17 protein-coding genes are annotated in these 17,070 nt (G+C 42.2%); 6 read left to right on the top strand and 11 right to left on the bottom strand.

Annotated features, from left to right (window positions below; translation table 11 throughout):
* Positions 1–13 precede the first annotated feature (13 nt).
* Positions 14–676 (bottom strand): FMN-dependent NADH-azoreductase, encoded by a 663-nt coding sequence (locus ACIQCO_RS04355; RefSeq protein ID WP_400426347.1) that lies wholly within the window; start codon positions 674–676, stop codon positions 14–16.
* Between the two features lie 297 nt (positions 677–973).
* Between ACIQCO_RS04355 and ACIQCO_RS04350 the strand changes: the two genes are divergently transcribed.
* From ACIQCO_RS04350 to ACIQCO_RS04330, 5 genes are all read left to right on the top strand, one after another.
* Positions 974–1,912, top strand: a complete 939-nt coding sequence (locus ACIQCO_RS04350) for a substrate-binding domain-containing protein (RefSeq protein WP_400426345.1) — start codon at positions 974–976, stop codon at positions 1,910–1,912.
* On the top strand, positions 1,906–2,775 hold the full coding sequence (locus ACIQCO_RS04345) for an ABC transporter substrate-binding protein (protein WP_400426343.1): 870 nt from the start codon (positions 1,906–1,908) through the stop codon (positions 2,773–2,775). The genes ACIQCO_RS04350 and ACIQCO_RS04345 overlap by 7 nt, the downstream gene beginning before the upstream one ends.
* A gap of 78 nt (positions 2,776–2,853) precedes the next feature.
* On the top strand, positions 2,854–3,552 hold the full coding sequence (locus tag ACIQCO_RS04340; protein WP_400426341.1) for an ABC transporter permease: 699 nt from the start codon (positions 2,854–2,856) through the stop codon (positions 3,550–3,552).
* On the top strand, positions 3,549–4,292 hold the full coding sequence (locus ACIQCO_RS04335; RefSeq protein ID WP_400426339.1) for an ABC transporter ATP-binding protein: 744 nt from the start codon (positions 3,549–3,551) through the stop codon (positions 4,290–4,292). The genes ACIQCO_RS04340 and ACIQCO_RS04335 overlap by 4 nt, the downstream gene beginning before the upstream one ends.
* A gap of 93 nt (positions 4,293–4,385) precedes the next feature.
* Positions 4,386–5,147, top strand: coding sequence for a (S)-benzoin forming benzil reductase (locus ACIQCO_RS04330; RefSeq protein WP_400426337.1), 762 nt, complete (start codon positions 4,386–4,388; stop codon positions 5,145–5,147).
* An 808-nt stretch (positions 5,148–5,955) separates the two neighbouring features.
* Here the strand turns inward: ACIQCO_RS04330 and ACIQCO_RS04325 are convergent.
* The 9 genes from ACIQCO_RS04325 to ACIQCO_RS04285 form a co-directional block, all read right to left on the bottom strand.
* Positions 5,956–7,329 carry a sensor histidine kinase gene (locus ACIQCO_RS04325; protein WP_400426335.1) on the bottom strand — a complete coding sequence of 458 codons (1,374 nt, stop codon included), beginning with the start codon at positions 7,327–7,329 and terminating at the stop codon, positions 5,956–5,958.
* Positions 7,307–8,017 carry a response regulator transcription factor gene (locus ACIQCO_RS04320; protein WP_400426333.1) on the bottom strand — a complete coding sequence of 237 codons (711 nt, stop codon included), beginning with the start codon at positions 8,015–8,017 and terminating at the stop codon, positions 7,307–7,309. Before ACIQCO_RS04320 ends, ACIQCO_RS04325 begins: the two co-directional genes overlap by 23 nt.
* Positions 8,018–8,339: 322 nt before the next feature.
* Positions 8,340–9,860, bottom strand: a complete 1,521-nt coding sequence (locus tag ACIQCO_RS04315; RefSeq protein WP_400426331.1) for a flotillin lipid rafts scaffold protein FloT — start codon at positions 9,858–9,860, stop codon at positions 8,340–8,342.
* A gap of 18 nt (positions 9,861–9,878) precedes the next feature.
* Positions 9,879–10,424 (bottom strand): NfeD family protein, encoded by a 546-nt coding sequence (locus ACIQCO_RS04310; protein ID WP_400426329.1) that lies wholly within the window; start codon positions 10,422–10,424, stop codon positions 9,879–9,881.
* Positions 10,425–10,670: 246 nt separating this feature from the next.
* The gene (locus ACIQCO_RS04305) at positions 10,671–11,405 is read right to left on the bottom strand and encodes an amino acid ABC transporter ATP-binding protein (RefSeq protein WP_400426327.1); all 735 of its coding nucleotides are present in this window, start codon (positions 11,403–11,405) and stop codon (positions 10,671–10,673) included.
* A 104-nt stretch (positions 11,406–11,509) separates the two neighbouring features.
* Positions 11,510–12,205: an amino acid ABC transporter permease gene (locus tag ACIQCO_RS04300; RefSeq protein ID WP_400426573.1), complete on the bottom strand. Its 696-nt coding sequence runs from the start codon at positions 12,203–12,205 to the stop codon at positions 11,510–11,512.
* Positions 12,192–13,016: an amino acid ABC transporter substrate-binding protein gene (locus ACIQCO_RS04295; protein WP_400426325.1), complete on the bottom strand. Its 825-nt coding sequence runs from the start codon at positions 13,014–13,016 to the stop codon at positions 12,192–12,194. Before ACIQCO_RS04295 ends, ACIQCO_RS04300 begins: the two co-directional genes overlap by 14 nt.
* A 285-nt stretch (positions 13,017–13,301) precedes the next feature.
* Complete coding sequence (gene nadE, locus ACIQCO_RS04290) at positions 13,302–14,117, bottom strand: ammonia-dependent NAD(+) synthetase (protein ID WP_400426323.1); 816 nt, start codon at positions 14,115–14,117, stop codon at positions 13,302–13,304.
* A gap of 62 nt (positions 14,118–14,179) precedes the next feature.
* Positions 14,180–15,259: a serine hydrolase domain-containing protein gene (locus ACIQCO_RS04285; protein ID WP_400426321.1), complete on the bottom strand. Its 1,080-nt coding sequence runs from the start codon at positions 15,257–15,259 to the stop codon at positions 14,180–14,182.
* A gap of 212 nt (positions 15,260–15,471) precedes the next feature.
* On the opposite strand from ACIQCO_RS04285, the gene ACIQCO_RS04280 reads away from it, so the two are divergent.
* Positions 15,472–15,984 carry an acyl-CoA thioesterase gene (locus ACIQCO_RS04280; RefSeq protein ID WP_400426319.1) on the top strand — a complete coding sequence of 171 codons (513 nt, stop codon included), beginning with the start codon at positions 15,472–15,474 and terminating at the stop codon, positions 15,982–15,984.
* 41 nt (positions 15,985–16,025) lie between these two features.
* Here the strand turns inward: ACIQCO_RS04280 and ACIQCO_RS04275 are convergent, their stop codons facing one another.
* Positions 16,026–17,024, bottom strand: a complete 999-nt coding sequence (locus ACIQCO_RS04275) for a DUF3231 family protein (RefSeq protein WP_400426317.1) — start codon at positions 17,022–17,024, stop codon at positions 16,026–16,028.
* Positions 17,025–17,070: the final 46 nt, after the last annotated feature.

Raw genomic sequence — 17,070 nt, 5'->3', positions numbered from 1 at the left:
GAGTCGCTCATTTTTATAGTGTAACCGTCTGTTTTGCCATAACTCTTGCGGCTTCTGCTGCTTGTTCTTTTGCTTTGGCCATAATTTCTGGTGCCTTTTTTGGAAAATGGTCCATTCCCTCGGCAACAACCGTTTCCATTAGGTCGAAGCCAAGGAATTTCAACGCTTTCATTAAATAGCGGTCGCCCATTTCAAATTCAACCATTGGGCCGCTGGAATAAATGCCGCCGCGCGTTTGAATGTGAAGCGCCTTCCTGCCGGTTAGCAGTCCTTTAGGGCCATCGGCAGTGTTCGTAAACGTTTTTTCAGCAATAAATAAGCAATCCATAAACGATTTTAAGATAGCCGGGGCACCGAGATTCCAAATCGGTGTTACAAACACATAATAATCCGCAGCAATAAACCTATCAGCGAGCGCATGCATTTTTTCCAGCTTCGTCCGCTCTGCTTCGGAAAGCTGTTCTTTTGTGTAGCCCATAAAGGATAATTTCGCACGCCCATATAATAGGTCCATATCGATTTCCGGAATATCCATATCATATAAGTGCATATGCTCAATTTCAACATCGGGCTGGACATTTTTGAACTCTTCTAAAAATACTTCACCAATCTGCATTCCTTTTGAAAGTTTACTATCTGGTTTTGGATTGGCCGTAATATAAATAAGCTTTGACATGTACATCCCTTCCCTTTTACCACAAATTTTTTTCTTCTATTACTATACTACAACAAACTCACTTGCTCACCATTGAACAATCCGTGAATTTTATGAAGAAATTGTGAATTTCTTGCTTTCTGGGCTTTAATTTTTGAAAAAAAATATCCCGTTATTGTGGTTGCATTCTTAAGATATTTTGAACAGTTCATGACAATCTTAAACAAAACTAAACGAAACACAACAAAACTTAACAAAAGTCACATCCGTTATGATATGATTTTTTTAAAATTAGGAAAAAAGGAGGTTCATTTTAATATGGAAGAAAAGGCTTATACACCCGATGAAGTGGCCCAGATCTTTCAAATCTCAAAACATACGGTTTATGAGCTGATAAAAAGAGGTGAACTGCAGGCCTTCAAAATAGGCAATAAAATGCGGATTGAGCATGCAGAACTTGAAAGATATAAGGAAAAAGCAAAAGCACCTGTTAAGAAAACGTTGGTTGAACCCGCTCCAATTCTCAAAAGCCAACTGATTCGACTTTCCGGCAGCCATGATTTTCTTGTCGAACATTTCACTAAACAAGCCACAAGCGCGCTAAACATACAGATTCAGCCTTCATACATTGGCAGTCTGGAAGGTTTAATGATGCTTTACCGAGGGCAGTGCGATATTGCCGCCATTCATCTACTAGATCCATCATCACAGGAATACAATCTGCCTTTTATCCATCAGCTGTTTGTTTACGAATCAATTTTGAAGCTGAGATTGGCCGCAAGAGAACAAGGCTTTATTGTTGCGGACGGTAATCCGAAAAAGATTCAAGACTTTCATGACCTTACTAGAAAAGATATTCATTTTATTAACCGCCAAAAAGGGGCAGGGACAAGGTTTTTACTAGACTCCAAGCTTTCAAGCTATGGAATTGATCCTCGGCAAATTAACGGCTACGGTACCGAAGAATGGAACCATTTGTCTGCGGCATCCTACATAAGCCGGGGCATGGCTGATGTTACCTTTGGAATTCAGTCTGCCGCCAGCCACTTAGGACTTGATTTCATTCCAGTGGCGATCGAAAATTTTGATCTTGTATTCCGCTTTACCGCTGAAAACCAGCAATGCTTGACCGAGTTGATCGATTACTTGCAGTCGGACAACTTTAGAAATAGCTTAACCGATTTAGAAGGCTATTCGATTCAAGAATTAGGAAAAATCACTTATCAAACTAGTAAAACGGAGGAAACAACATGTTAAGAAAACGCTATTTTGCCGTCCTATTTGCTTTAATGCTTCTAGTTTTATCTGCTTGCGGAAACACGGACACAAAAGATACAACAGCCGCAAAAGAGAAAAAAACAACACCGAAACCAGCACCAACGGAAATGATTCTCGCCACGACAACAAGTACACAGGACAGCGGTTTATTGGATGTATTAGTCCCAATGTTTGAAAAAGATAACAATGTTAAAGTTAAAACGATTGCAGTCGGAACAGGGCAAGCGTTAGAAATGGGGACTAAGGGTGAAGCAGATGTCCTGCTTGTTCATGCCCCAGCAGCTGAAAAGGCCGTTGTCGATGCAGGTGATGCAATGAACTACAAGCGTGTTATGTATAACGACTTCATATTGGTTGGACCGAAGGATAATCCTGCTGGTGTCAGCGGTGATGATATTAAAGCAGCGTTCAAAAAATTGGCAGATAGCAAAGCTACCTTTGTTTCCCGCGGCGATGACTCCGGTACACATAAAAAGGAACTTGGAATCTGGACGGCTGAAAACATTAAACCAGCTGGTGATTGGTATGTATCAACAGGACAAGGCATGGGTCAAACATTACAAGTCGCTGCTGAGAAAAAAGGTTACGTGTTAACAGACCGCGCTACATGGCTTGCACAAGAAAAGAATTTGGATACGTTGAAGATTGTGGTTGAAGGCGGAAATGATTTAATGAATATCTATCACGTTATGCAAGTAAATCCTGAAAAACATGATAAAGTGAATAGTAAAGACGCTGAAAAATTTGTAAACTTTATGATAGACAGCAAAACGCAAGACGTGATTGAAGAATTTGGTAAGAAGGAATACGGCCAATCTTTATTCTTTAAATACACTGAATAGTTTTTAACTCGGAACGGGGGGCCCCAGGGACCTCCTTCTTATCCTACTTCTAAAGGAAATCCTGGAGGCATTACGTTTATGGAATTACTAATAGATGGAATAAAAAAGGCGATAGAAATGATCCTTTCCGGGGACAGGGAAGTTTTTGCGATTACCTGGCTGACACTAAAGGTCTGTCTTATTTCCATTCTGATTAGTACGCTCATTGGTTTGCCGTTTGGAATCTTCCTTGGTTTAACTAGATTCAAAGGCCGCAGGTTTCTATTATTATTTATTAATATCGGGATGGGGCTGCCTCCTGTTGTTGCCGGGTTGTGGATTACGATGCTGTTATGGCGCTCCGGCCCATTAGGAGATCTAACCCTCCTCTATTCACCGACAGCGATTGTCATGGCGCAGATTTTAGTGAGTTTACCGATTGTTACAAGCCTTACATGTACGGCATTCCAGCAAATCAGCGAGAAGATGCTCCTGCAAATTAAAGCACTTGGAGCAACAAGAATGCAGACATTAATCATCCTAATCAAGCAACTGAAAATCGCGATTTTGGCGGCCATCATGGCCGGCTTTGGCCGCGTCATCGCCGAGGTTGGTGCCGCGATGATGGTCGGCGGGAATATTCGTGGTGATACAAGAATCTTAACGACGACGATTGTGATGGAAGTTTCCAAAGGTAATTTTGATATTGCCTTAGCCCTGTCGTTTATTTTATTATCCGTTGCCCTGTTGATTACGGCCGCGTTAACATTTTTACAGCAAAGGAAGCGAATATCATGAACCCGTTGGTTGAGCTGAACAATATTACCTTTAAAGCCCAGAATAAAACGATTCTTGATATTCCTGAATTTCAGATTTGTGCTGGTGAATTTCTTGGGATTATGGGACCTAATGGTGCCGGAAAAAGCACGCTGCTTAAGGTGTTAGCTTTTCTTGAGAAGCAATCGAGTGGCGAAATCCTCTACCGGGGTAAGGGTATCCCAAAGGGAAATGTGCCGCTTGAGCTAAGAAGAAAGTTCTCGATTGCCCTGCAGCAATCATTGCTTCTTGATGGAACTGTTTTTCATAATATCGCTATTGGGTTGACTTTAAGAAAACTACCCAAAGGAGTCATTAAGGATAAAGTGGCCCATTGGCTGGAGCTGTTTGGCATCAGTCATTTGGCGAAGAAAAACGCCCTTTATTTATCCGGCGGCGAGGCACAACGGGTTAACTTAGCGCGGGCGATGATTGTCGAGCCGGAAATTCTTTTTCTCGATGAACCATTTTCAGCTTTAGACTTTCCGACGAAGATTAAGTTAATGGAAGATTTCAAGGGCATTATCGAAACAGCGCAAACAACGGCTGTGTTTGTCAGCCATGATTTAATGGAGATTAATTACCTCACAAACCGGCTGGCGATTATTGTAAGTGGAGAAGTAAAGCAATCCGGACCCACCCCTCGGGTCCTTGAACATCCTAATTCTTCCACTTCCTCCTTCCTAAACGAGTGGAAGAGATTCTATCCCCTTGCACGTTGAAGCAGTTCCTTCGGGAGCTGCCCTTTTTTATTTGATTAAAAATTTCTTGAAGCTTAAAATAAATGTAGCTAGGTTCTAAGGGGGAATTTTTCAATGAAATATGCAGTTATTACCGGGGCATCTAAAGGGTTAGGTGAGGCGATTGCCCAACGGCTTATCCACGAACAAATCGCAATTGTATCTGTATCCCGAACTGAAAATAAAGAAATCAAAAAGCTGGCTTTAGAAAAGGACCTTTATTATAAGCATTATTCCTGCAACCTCTCGTTAGAAAATGAAGTACAGGAAGTTTTTATGGAAATTGCTCATAGTCTTTTTCAAAAGGAACCACATGAAATTCTTTTATTTAATAATGCCGGTGTGGTTGAGCCGATCGAAACGGTTGGAAATTTAGATCAAACACCAATAATTAGCAACATCCAGGTAAATTTAATAGCGCCAATTCTTATCAGCAATTTATTTTTTAATAAAGCACAATCAACGAATACAAAGATTCAGGTTATTAATGTAACCTCAGGTGCAGCCGTCCGCCCGATTGAAGGCTGGAGTGTGTATTGCAGCTCAAAGGCAGGCATAAATATGTTCACTCAAACGGCTGCCTTAGAGCAAGTGGAATTGAAAACCAACAATACGATAATCGCCTTCAGTCCCGGTATCATGGATACGAATATGCAGGAAACGATTAGATCCTCTTCCAAGACAGCCTTTAGGGATTTAGAAAAATTTATCGAATATAAGGAAAAAAATATGCTGCTTGCTGCAGATGTGGTTGCTGACGCTTTAGTGGATTTGGTTCTTAGCGGCAATATTGAAAATGGGAAAGTGTACAATATTAAAGATTTACTAAGTGAGTGAGAAAAAGGGGCTCCTTTTTAGATAATGCTGTAAATATTTACCAGAAAATAGGTTTGAACGCCAGGATTTTGGGGGAAATTAGGGCGCGCAGACACATTGAATAGCTCAGAGTGCCCCAATCTGCGAAAAAATCGTGGCGGGTGGGCACTGTGAACCACTCAGAGTGCCCGTTTCGTGAAAAATTTAGGGTGTGCGGGCACTGTGAACCACTCAGAGTGCCCGTTTCGTGAAAAATTTAGGGTGCGCGGGCACTGTGAACCACTCAGAGTGCCCGTTTCGTGAAAAATTTAGGGTGCGGGGGCACTGTGAACCACTCAGAGTGCCCGTTTCGTGAAAGAATTAGGGTGCACGGGCACTGTGAACCACTCAGAGTGCCCGTTTCGTGAAAAAATTAGGGTGCGGGGGCACTGTGAACCACTCAGAGTGCCCGTTTCGTGAAAGAATTAGGGTGCGCGGGCACTGTGTTGGACGCAGAGTACCAGAGATAAACGCTTCGGGTACTCAAAAATTTATTTGTTACCGTTCAAGGTTAAAAAAGCGGCTCCTCGATCACAAAAAAAATTATTTGTTACCGTTAAAGGAACAAAAGCGGCTCCTCGGTCACAAAAAAAATTATTTGTTATCGTTAAAGGAAAAAAAAGCAGCTCCTCGGTCACAAAAAAGAAAAAAAAGCGCTCCGCTTACCATAAAAGTTAATTTATGCCCAACGCCCCCCTTTTCATCTAATAAACAAAATGGTCGCCAAGCAATTAATTGGCGACCTTAGTTTAAAATCCCCGTTATATCTTTTTTCAACATAGGGTAAGCTTTAGTCCTCCTGTGGAAACCACAACGTAATGCTAGTCCCCTTATTCAATCTGCTTTTCACCTTGACGACCCCTCTGTGGGCATCCATCAACGCTTTTACGATGGAGAGTCCGATGCCGACGCCGCCTGTTTTGCGGTCGCGCGATTTGTCGCCGCGGTAGAAGCGTTCGAAAATATGGGGGATGTCGTCCTCATTCATTCCCGATCCTTCATCTTGAATCTTGAAGCCGACATAGCCTTCCTTTTCCGTCACCACGGAGATCGTGACATTTTTTCCTGACGGTGTATATTTCAGCGCATTATTTAAGATGTTTGAGAGGATTTGCATTAAGCGGTCTTTGTCCGCCTCAAACATTTCCTCCTGTGGCGGTTCTTCAATCTGAAGTCCAACGCCCTTCTCCTTAAACAACGGCATAAATATCTCCCATAATGCCGCCAGCACACTTCCTGCTTCCAACTCTATTTTTTCGAGTCGAATTTGCGGGTTCTCTGCTGCAAGCAGTTTTTCTAATTCATTAACGAGCCTGACTAAGCGCATCAGCTCTTCATGACTTGTCTGCAGACGAATGGGTGTCGGCTCCCATATTCCGTCCTGATAGGCTTCGATTTGACTTCTTAACGTCGCCAGCGGTGTCCGTAGTTCATGGGCGAGGTCGCCGGTAAATTGCTTGCGGAGCATTTCTTCCTTTGCGAGTGACTCGGCAAGATTATTGAAAGAAACAGCAATTTGTTTTACCTCTGTTGGTAATCCCGACAATGGAATCCGAATATCAAGGTTATGCTGCCGGAGCTCACCCGCTGCAAATGATAGCTTTTTCAAACCTGAAGTTAATTTTTTTGAAAAAAGCATACTAAAGATAATGGCGAGCACAATCGTCAAGCAAACGGCTGCATAAATGTATAGTTGGATTGTTTGAATAAAGGTATATTCATCGTCAATTAGGCCTTTCGGATAGATGGCGACGAGCCTTCCGATTATCGCATTATCGACTTTTAGTGTATAGGTTTTGGAGTGCCACTCCTCCCCAACCGGTGCCGGTTCTGTTAACCCGAGGCTATTTAACATGCCGCGAATGTTGGAGGAGTCCATTTGGATTTGCCCGAAACGATCATACAATTGGAAATAGAGCTGATCGGTCATCGCATGCTCATGGAGAAACCCAAACACCGGGTCACTTGTAAAATGGCCGTTTTTTCGATAATCCTTCTCAATTTCCGTAATAATTCTATCAATCTTTTTTTCCCGATTGCGGTCTAAATAGCTATTAAAGCTTTCTTCAAACCCATATTGGATAAAAAAGCTGACAATCAAAATCCCGATCATCGAGATGAGCACTAAATAAAAAAGGATTTTAGACCGGAGCGTTTGCAGCATCTAGTACCCCTCCAAATTTATAGCCCATTCCAAAAACGGTCACGATAAAATTCGGCTGCCTTGAGTCTGTTTCAATTTTTTTCCGAAGGTTTTTTATATGGGTATCAACACTGCGTTCGTAGCCTTCATAATACATACCTTCATCCTGAATTTTTTCTAACAAGTCCATCCGGCTGTAGACGCGGCCGGGATTGACCGCCATATTGGTTAACAGTTTATATTCAATCGGTGTCAAGGTAATGGAGTCACCAAGGATGGTTACTTCTTTTTTTATTAAATCAATTGCTAGTTTCCTGCCGTTAAATTCAAGCCGTTCGACCTTTTCCGTCTTTTTCACCCGTCTTAAAATCGCTTGAACGCGAACGACAACTTCCCTTGGACTGAATGGTTTGGTTAAATAGTCGTCGGCTCCCATGACGATACCGTTGATGCGGTCATCCTCGGCCGATTTAGCGGTCAGCATCAGGATAGGAACATCCGATTCTTTCCGCACCAGCCTGCAAACCTCTTCGCCGGAAATATCGGGCAGCATTAAGTCTAAAATAATCAGGTCTGGGTTTATTGTTTTCGCCTTTTTCAGGGCATCAATTCCATTATCAGCGCTATGAATTTCATAGCCTTCTCTTTCAAGGTAAGCTTCGAGAACTTCTATAATTCTACGTTCATCGTCAACTAATAATATTTTCATTATTATCACTCCCCATATCTTTACTATATCACCTTGGGTCTGTGATGTTTGTAACTTCACAAATTCACCACAACTTCTTCATAACATCTTCAATCTTTCTCGCTATGATGTCATTGTAGTTAGGAAAGAGTCGATAACGTAAGGACCCCCATGCTTTTGGTTATCAGCTCATCGATGCAGTACATGGCTTTCGACCATCTTACTCATCCCAAATTTAACCTCTCTTTTTTTTAAAATAGTAAGGGCGTCCCGATCGTTGGGGCGCTTATTTTTTTACAACAAAAAAATCCTTACCGAATCTCGATAAGGATTTTTTGTGTGCTTATTCGTCTTTCTTCATAATCTCGTCAGTCAATTCCTCAATGCTCCGTTTCACATTGCCTTTTCCGGAGTAATTCTCGATGAGTTCTTTAACATCAATACCGCTTGATGCCTTTAAAGACTCTTGGAGGCTTGCCATGAGATTGGTTGCATAGCTGGTGATTTTATTGGCGCCGCCATTTTCACCCGAGCCGCCGCCAGTATCGACAACAGTGATTTTATCAATATTGGATAATGGAGCTGCCACTTGCTTCGCATATTCAGGAAGCATTTTGACGACCATGTCGAGAATCGCAGCTTGACCGAATTGCTCGAACGCTTCGGCGATCTTTTCTTTCGCTTCCGCTTCTGCCAAACCTTTTAGGCGGATAATCTCGGCCTCTGTTGAACCCTGTGCCTTTTGTGCCTCTGCTTTTGCGAGGCCATCGAGGCGAATCCGTTCGGCTTCCGCTTTGGCCATTGCTTCGATTCGGTATTTATTGGCTTCCGCTTCTGCCATTTCCCTTGCCTTGTTCGCTGCCGCAGATTGCTCAACCGAGTAACGGTCGGCATCGGCCTTTTTCTTCACTTCAGAATCGTATTGACGTTCACGACGAAGAATTTCTTTTTCTTCTAACTCAATTTGTTTTTGTCTTTCGATAATCTTGATTTGCATTTCTTGTTCCATGACATCCTGTTTTGATCTTGCAGTTTCAAGATCATAGGCTTGGTCAGCTTTCGCTTTAGCAATATCCTGTTCACGGCGGAATTCAGCGACTTTCAACTGATTCACTTTCTCCGCTTCAGCGATTTCAGTTGACCGTTCTAATTCATTACGTTTCGCTTCCTTAGAAGCTTCAGCTTTTTTAATCCGTGTTTCTTTTTCTGCCTCAGCGGTCGCAATATCGGCATCTCGTTTTACTTGAGCAATCCGCGGTTTACCAAGTGAATCAAGGTAGCCATTTTTGTCACGGACATCTTTTATCGTAAATGATACAATCACTAAGCCCATTTTAGCAAGATCCTGCGAGGCAACCCGTTGGACCTCTTGGGAAAATTTATCGCGATTTTTGTAAATTTCTTCGACTGTCATGGAGCCAAGAATCGACCGTAAATGACCCTCAAGGACTTCTCTTGCTTCATTCTCACGGTCTTCCTTTGGCTTACCGAGAAATTGTTCAGCTGCTGTGGCAATTTCGCTAATCGAACCGCCGATTTTAATAATTGCGACACCATCGGCCATCACCGGTACACCTTGTTCGGTATAAACTTCAGGTGTGGTTACTTCAAGCTTACTTGAAAGTAAGCTAAGCGGTTTGGCTTGTTGGAATACTGGTAAAATAAAGCTGCCGCCGCCGCGAATAATTTTGATTTTATTTCCGGCTTCGTCCACGTGGACACTCCCGTTTCCGAGAAAACTACCGGTGACAATCAATGCCTCATCCGGTCCTGCTGTTCTGTACTTCGTGATAAAAACACCAATTAAAGCTAGGAAAATAAGTACGACAATCCCGACGATGACCCAAATAATGTTAAAATCCATTTTTCTCTTCCCCCTTATCTATATATAACTTTCTAATTGATGGTGGACCGTAACCTGGAGCACGCCTTCTTTCACTTGGACAACAAGCACGTTTGTTCCATTAGGAATTTGGTCACCATCAAAGCTTACAGCTGGTTTGGCAATTCTGCCACTTGTACTCTCAATCATCACTTCACCGTAGCCATCCGCTGGGATTGAGGTAATGACTGTCCCGATTCGGCCTTGCAGGTCCGATTCTTTATAGACAAGCGATTCCTCCGCAGAAGACAATGGTACAAGCACAAAGACATTTAATAAGGTTACCACAATAAATGCGGCAACTGCTGAGATTCCTAAAATGAGTAAATAATGTAGTGATGATAGCCGTTCAAACAAGTAGCCGCTTGCAGACAGGATGGTCACGAAGGCAAAGATCAGCACAGGATTAAGGATGTGCAGCCCCCCGTCCCCAGTTCCATTAAAATGAAACACATCGGCAAACAGAACATATAAAACCGTTAAAATACCTGAAATAATTAATCCATACAAATAAATAGTTTCTAAAGGAATGCTAAAAGGCTCCATCAACATCACTCCTTCTTTTGATTAGGATAATACATCCAAAGGAAAGATTTCAGAAAAAATTAAGCATATAGCCTCTTCCCCTTCCTTTGTGTTATGTATATTTGGTAATACGGATGAATAAGAAAAAAGTTTCATTATTCACCTATATTTTATCATTTTCTACAAGCCAAAGAACCTAACAACTTTCGACACATTTCGCGCAAGGCGAAGTCAAAAAAAAGTGCCATAGCACCTGGCTATAACACCTTACTGAATCATATTCAAAAACTTCCTTGTTCGTTCCTCTTTTGGATTGGTGAAGATCTCTTCAGGCTTGTTTCGTTCGACGACGACACCGCCGTCCATGAAGATAACTTCATCCGCTGCTTCGCGGGCAAAGCGCATTTCATGGGTGACGACAATCATTGTCATTCCTTCCAAGGCGAGATCTTTCATTACTTTCAATACTTCGCCTACCAGCTCGGGGTCGAGGGCGGAAGTTGGCTCGTCAAACAACATAACCTCCGGTTCCATAGCCAATGCGCGGGCAATGCCGACACGCTGCTGCTGACCTCCTGAAAGCTGGGCAGGATAGTAATCGATCTTGTCGCCAAGACCTACTTTTTCAAGCAGTGCCTGTGCCTTTTTTCTTACTGCCGTTTTATCCTCACCTTTCACAATCACAGGACCCTCCATCACATTCTCAAGGGCTGTTTTATGAGGGAAAAGATTATAGTTTTGAAAAACCATTCCTGTTAAACGGCGAAAGGACGCGACAGACTTCTTCGGAACCGACTTAGAAAAATCAAGGCTTTGTCCTTCAATGGAAATCGCCCCTTTTGTCGGCGTTTCCAGCACATTCAAACAGCGCAGCATTGTCGTCTTCCCGGATCCGGACGGTCCAATCACCACAATGACCTGGCCTTTTTTGACCTCTAGGTTAATTCCTTTCAAAACCTCTAATTGACCAAACTGCTTATATAAACCTTTAATTGAAATCATCGTAAAACTCCCCTGTAAAAGGTTAAAATGGCTGGAACAGAAAAAATCAGCCATTCGCCGAGTCCCTCTGGTCCCACCTCTAACACCTGTCTTCTACCTTCAAATCACACATACCGATCCAATCTTCTTTCCATAAACCCTTGCAGCACCGAAAGGAAGAAGCAAATCACCCAATAAATAAGTGCGGCCTCGGAATAGACTAATAAGAATTCATAGTTTGCCGCCGTAATTTCCTGGGCGCGGCGGAACATCTCGGTTACAAGGACTACGGACGCGAGTGAAGTATCTTTTACAAGACTAATAAACGAATTTGATAATGGCGGCAGGGATACTCGCGCTGCCTGCGGCAGGATGATTCTTTTTAACGCCTGGGTATATGACATTCCAATCGAATAGCCCGCTTCCCACTGTCCTTTTGGGATTGAAAGAATTGCAGCCCTAATTATTTCCGAGGCGTAAGCTCCTACACTTAAGGAAAAACCGATGACGGCCGAAATAAATGGATCGATGGTTACCCCGATATTCGGAAGACCATAAAAAATGATAAATAACTGTACCAATAAGGGCGTTCCCCGGATAGCTGAAACATAGATTCTCGCAATGATTTGAAAGAACTTCACATGTGAAATCCGGGCGAGCGCTGTTAGAACAGCTAAAATCAAGCCAATAATAAATGAAATAATCGTTAAGGGAATCGTGTTCATAACAGCACCCTCCAGCAGCGGCCGGAGGGAGGTTTTGGCAATATCAACTAATCTTGCTGTTCTTTCCGGGTCAGCAAAAATACTATTTAAGTACATCTTCACCAAACCATTTCTCAGAGATTTTTTTATAAGTGCCATCATCAATCATGTCTTTTAAAGCTTTGTTTACTGCATCGACAAGAGTTTGATTATTTTTTCTAAACATAAAGCCACTGTGTGAAGCATCAGCTTCCGTTGCAACAACTTTTACCGGTGCGTCAGGCTTTTGCTTTTTAAAATCTAAAAAGGCAATCTTATCGTTGATGTGTACATCGACACGCTTCGAAGCGATTAAATCGACAGCTTGGGTAAAGCCTTCTACACCGACAAGAGTAGCGCCATATTTCTTTGCCAGATCTGCATAGTTACTAGTTAGTGATTGAGCTGCCTTTAACCCTTTAATGTCTTCAAATGCTTTCACTTTATCATTATCCTTATGAGCGATAAGGACACCCGCTGAAGAGATATAGGGATCAGAGAAATCATATTTTTCTTGACGGTCTGGACGAATTCCCACCTGGTTGGCAATCATATCGAATCGCTTCGCATCAAGGCCGGCAAATAAGGAATCCCATTGCGTTTCCTTGAAATCAACTTTCACTCCTAAACGCTTAGCCACTTCCTCAGCAACCTCGACATCGAAGCCAGTCAGTTTTCCAGATGAATCATGGAAAGTAAATGGAGCATATGTACCTTCTGTTCCAATTAAGATCTTTCCATTTGCTTTTACTTTTTCCAATAAATCTGCAGACTGATTGGTTCCTGTTTTCTTGTTATCGTTAGTGGATTTGTTACCGCTTGTGCCACATGCTGACAAAATGAACATAAAGCTTAATAATAGTGCAAAAAGGACGGATAATTTTTTCATTTTTCAAACTCCTCAATTCTGATTGTTTTTCTCGGATTTAATCATCTTATTACATCCCTAAATTTCTGTCAAAGAAAATAACCTCAAGATTCAATATTATTTTACCCCTATTGGAAAAATAAAAACCTATCAGGAAATCCTGATAGGTTAAGCTGATAGCATTTCGTTTTGGTTTACTTTCGTTCGCCTTTAGAGAACTGAATTATCAATGTAAATGAATCTATAATTTCCTGGTGGATGACCATAAAAAGAGACTGCCTTGTATGGCAATCTCTCGTTTCAAGATTATTTCCACCAGTCATCAAACATGCTCGCAGGAAGCCGACGTTTATGTTCGGTGACAATATAGCGCTTTTCAATTTTCTCGGCAGCCGCTTGTGACACCGTCTTTCCTTCAAGGTAATCGTCCAGTTCATCATAGCTGATGCCTAGTTCGGTTTCATCGGCCTGACCGGGTTTTTGATCGAGCAAGTCTGCTGTTGGTACCTTTAAATAGAGGCGTTCCTCGGCGCCAAGCTCGATGAGCAAGGCTTTTCCTTGCCGTTTGGTCAGGCCTGTTAATGGAAGGATATCCGCCCCGCCGTCGCCATACTTTGTATAAAATCCGCTGATTGCTTCTGCCGCATGGTCTGTGCCGATGACCAGGAGCCCTTCCATGCCGCCGACGGCATATTGGGCAATCATTCTCATTCTTGCCTTAACATTGCCTTTTTGATAATCGCTAAGGTGGCCGGCCTCGGTGTCATATTCTTTTTGCACTTCATCAACAGCCGCCTTAACATTAAAAATCAGATCACGGTCAGCCCGGATAAATGCCAATGCACGTTTGGCATCCTCCTCATCCTGCTGGACACCATAGGGAAGGCGGACCGCAATAAATACAGCTTCTGTCCCTTCACTCCGCAGCTCCTCGACGGCAAGCTGCGCCAGCCGTCCGGCAAGTGTGGAATCCTGACCGCCGCTGATTCCTAACACATATCCGTTAGCCTTCGTTTTCAACAAATATTGTTTCAAAAAGTCAACCCGTTTACGGATTTCCTCGTTCGGATTAATGTTCGAGCTGACATGTAACTCCTTCATAATCTGTGCTTGCAAACTCATTACTTGAGCCCCCTAGTTAAATTCATTGATATATGTACTGTAACATAAACGCAGGTCATTCACTAAAATTTACTGGGAGCCTCACTTATCATTTTATAAAGATCATTTGATACCTGATGGATATCAATCTCTTTGTCACGAACATTCAGTAAGATCGCCATCGCGGTATTATTTTTAAAATAAACATGCAGCGATTCCCAGCCGCCAACGACACCGCGGCTATACACTTTGTCAGTTGTAACATAGAGGCCTAAACCATACTTTGATTTTGTACCCGGAGTCAGCATTTTTTTCAAACTGCGTTTGGAAACAAGCTTTCCATTCATTAACGCCTGATCGAAAAGGCATATATCAAGAACAGTGGAATAAATATCTCCACAGCCAAAAAGGACATCGGTCTTCAGGGGCTTGTCCGGGATCAAATGAGTCCCAAATTTAAGATAGCCAGTTGAATAATGGGCAGCCGCTTGCTCTTCGGTAATAAAACCCGAATGGCGCATCGAAGCCTTGGTAAAGATATTCTTTCGGATATATTCATGGAGCGGCAGCCCCGATACTTTTTCGACAATAAGCCCGAGGACCAAATAATTGATATCATTGTAATCCCACTCGGTCCCTGCTGGAAATCGAATCGGTTTTGAAGCTATTTTCTTCACTATTTCTTCCGGCTTCGGATTACCAGGCTGCCAGCGAGGAGTATCGATTCCGGACGTGTGGTTTAATAAATGAATGATTTTTATTTTCTTTCCATTTGGAAAGTCAGGAATATAAGCTGCCACCGCATCTTGAATCGATAATTTCTGTTTATCCTCGAGCTGCATAATACTAGCGGCAACAATTAACTTTGTAATCGATGCAATCGGATGGGCCGTCGCTGGCTGGTTTGCGAGTCGCTGCTGAAAATCTGCAAACCCAGCCCCCTCATGGAAAATGATTTGCTGATCCTTTACAATAGCGACACTCCCGTTTAAGTGGTTTGCCATTAGATAGGTTCTTATCTTTCGCTGCAAGTTGGTTTCATTCTGTTTCGTTTCGAAATGTGCGGAAACTTGATGATTCTGAGGTAGTAATATTGGATTATTTCGGCATCCTGCTGTACTAATAATAAGAGAGGTAAACCATACAATCATTTTCCATTTCACGGTCTAATCACATCTTCCTCTATTCCATTTCTTCATTCATGGGTTTATTATGGATGAAGAAACAGTGGGCTACTCCATTTTAATCGCAATATGGAAAATTTTTTGATTACAAAAGCTCTTTTTGGTAAAAATAGGATTGTTGTTAGAGACAATGGAGATTATGCACTGTGACTGTTTAGTTATTTTCAAAAAGAGAATCCGGAGGGACATAGATGGAAGCTAAAACATGTAATGAATCAAGAGTAGTGAGAAGCAGCAGGATTTTCCCTAATGATGTCAATAACCATAATACACTGTTTGGCGGGAAGCTGATGAGTGATGTCGACATGCTTGCCTCGATTTCGGCAACAAGGCATTCACGAAGAGAGTGTGTCACCGCCTCGACTGATTCAGTTGACTTTCTTAGCCCAATTACACCACAGGACTCTGTTTGTTTCGAATCATTCGTTACCTGGACAGGCACTTCATCTATTGAAGTTTTTGTGAAAATTATTGCTGAAAACTTGATTACTGGTGATCGAAAAATTGCCGCTACCGCCTTTTTGACCTTTGTTGCCCTTGATGACAACGGGAAACCGACAGCAGTCCCGAAGATTATTCCTGAAACAGAAGAAGAAAAAAAGCTTTACGAAACTGGACACGAACGGGCCGAAAAACGGAAACTCCACAGGAAAAGCAGCAGAGAGCTGGCGAGTTATTTCACAACCGCTAAGCCTTGGGAATAAGAAAAGCGCAAGCGCCAAAAGGTTCGCGAATGTCCGCGAACCTAAATTTTTTGCAGTTTTCTTCGATCCGGTGCATGGGGCGGTTTTTGCATCCAGCCGCGATCAACCATAAGCTTAAATCCCTTTGCGGAATAAAGTAAAATTTCTAAAATGTACTTTTCATAATAAGCAGCTAGATCCGTTCGCATGGAGAGTGACAAGGCATGTCCAATCATCGTGACATCAATCGCATTCAAAGAGTTGAAAAGCGTTACAACAAGCCGGTCTGAAAATGGTGAAACAGTCGAATCAGTTACTTCCATGCTAACGCTTATATTTCCTAATAATTCCTCCCTCATCAGAATGTCATTAAAGGTTTTAATTTGCTTTTCTGAAATTTCCTTACCTTCTTTAATATAATTGTGAATTTCTTTATCCTTGACTACTTGCAGCAAGCCCATACAAAGTAAAATAGAAAAATAATTTCGCTCTATATTAAAAAAAAGTTCGGTAATTTCTGCCGCATTGACTGGTCTTTTTTTCCCCAATCCGTTCACATAGGATTTACTCTCAATATATTCCACTTGGTCCGGATATGGAATCATCGGCGGACGATCATAGATTCCCTTTTCTAGCATTAAGGTTGTAGCTTGCTGATATAACATCGACGTTTGCTGGACCATTGAGACAAAAAATTCCATTACATCTTTCCGAGCTGTATTCACCGTAATAAAACTCATGTTAATCATGCTCAGGCGGTTCATTGAATAAACAAAACTCAAGCCATACATATCATAAAATAATCGAGGTGCTGACAAATTAACGTCCTTTTCGGAAAATCCATCGGGGACTGGGATACCTTCATCAGTAAAAATGCGCGTGATTCGCTGAACATGCTCCTCAGATATCTCAAGAGCTTGCTGCAAAATTTTCTTGATTTGTTCATCTTGATTGTGATGAAGGAAATAAGTTAATAAACATACAGCCATATTCTCTTGAAGATAGACAGTCCACAATCCGCCAATTTCTGAACTAGATAATCTTATGCTGTGTTCAGCCACTTTGGATTCCTCCTATACAAGTGCTTTACGAATAGATTCCCAAGCG

The organism is Neobacillus sp. NPDC093127 (assembly GCF_044754175.1).
Lineage (GTDB): Bacteria > Bacillota > Bacilli > Bacillales > Cytobacillaceae > Neobacillus.
The sequence above is the reverse complement of the archived record's forward strand: the minus strand, read 5'-3'. Positions and strand labels throughout refer to the sequence as shown.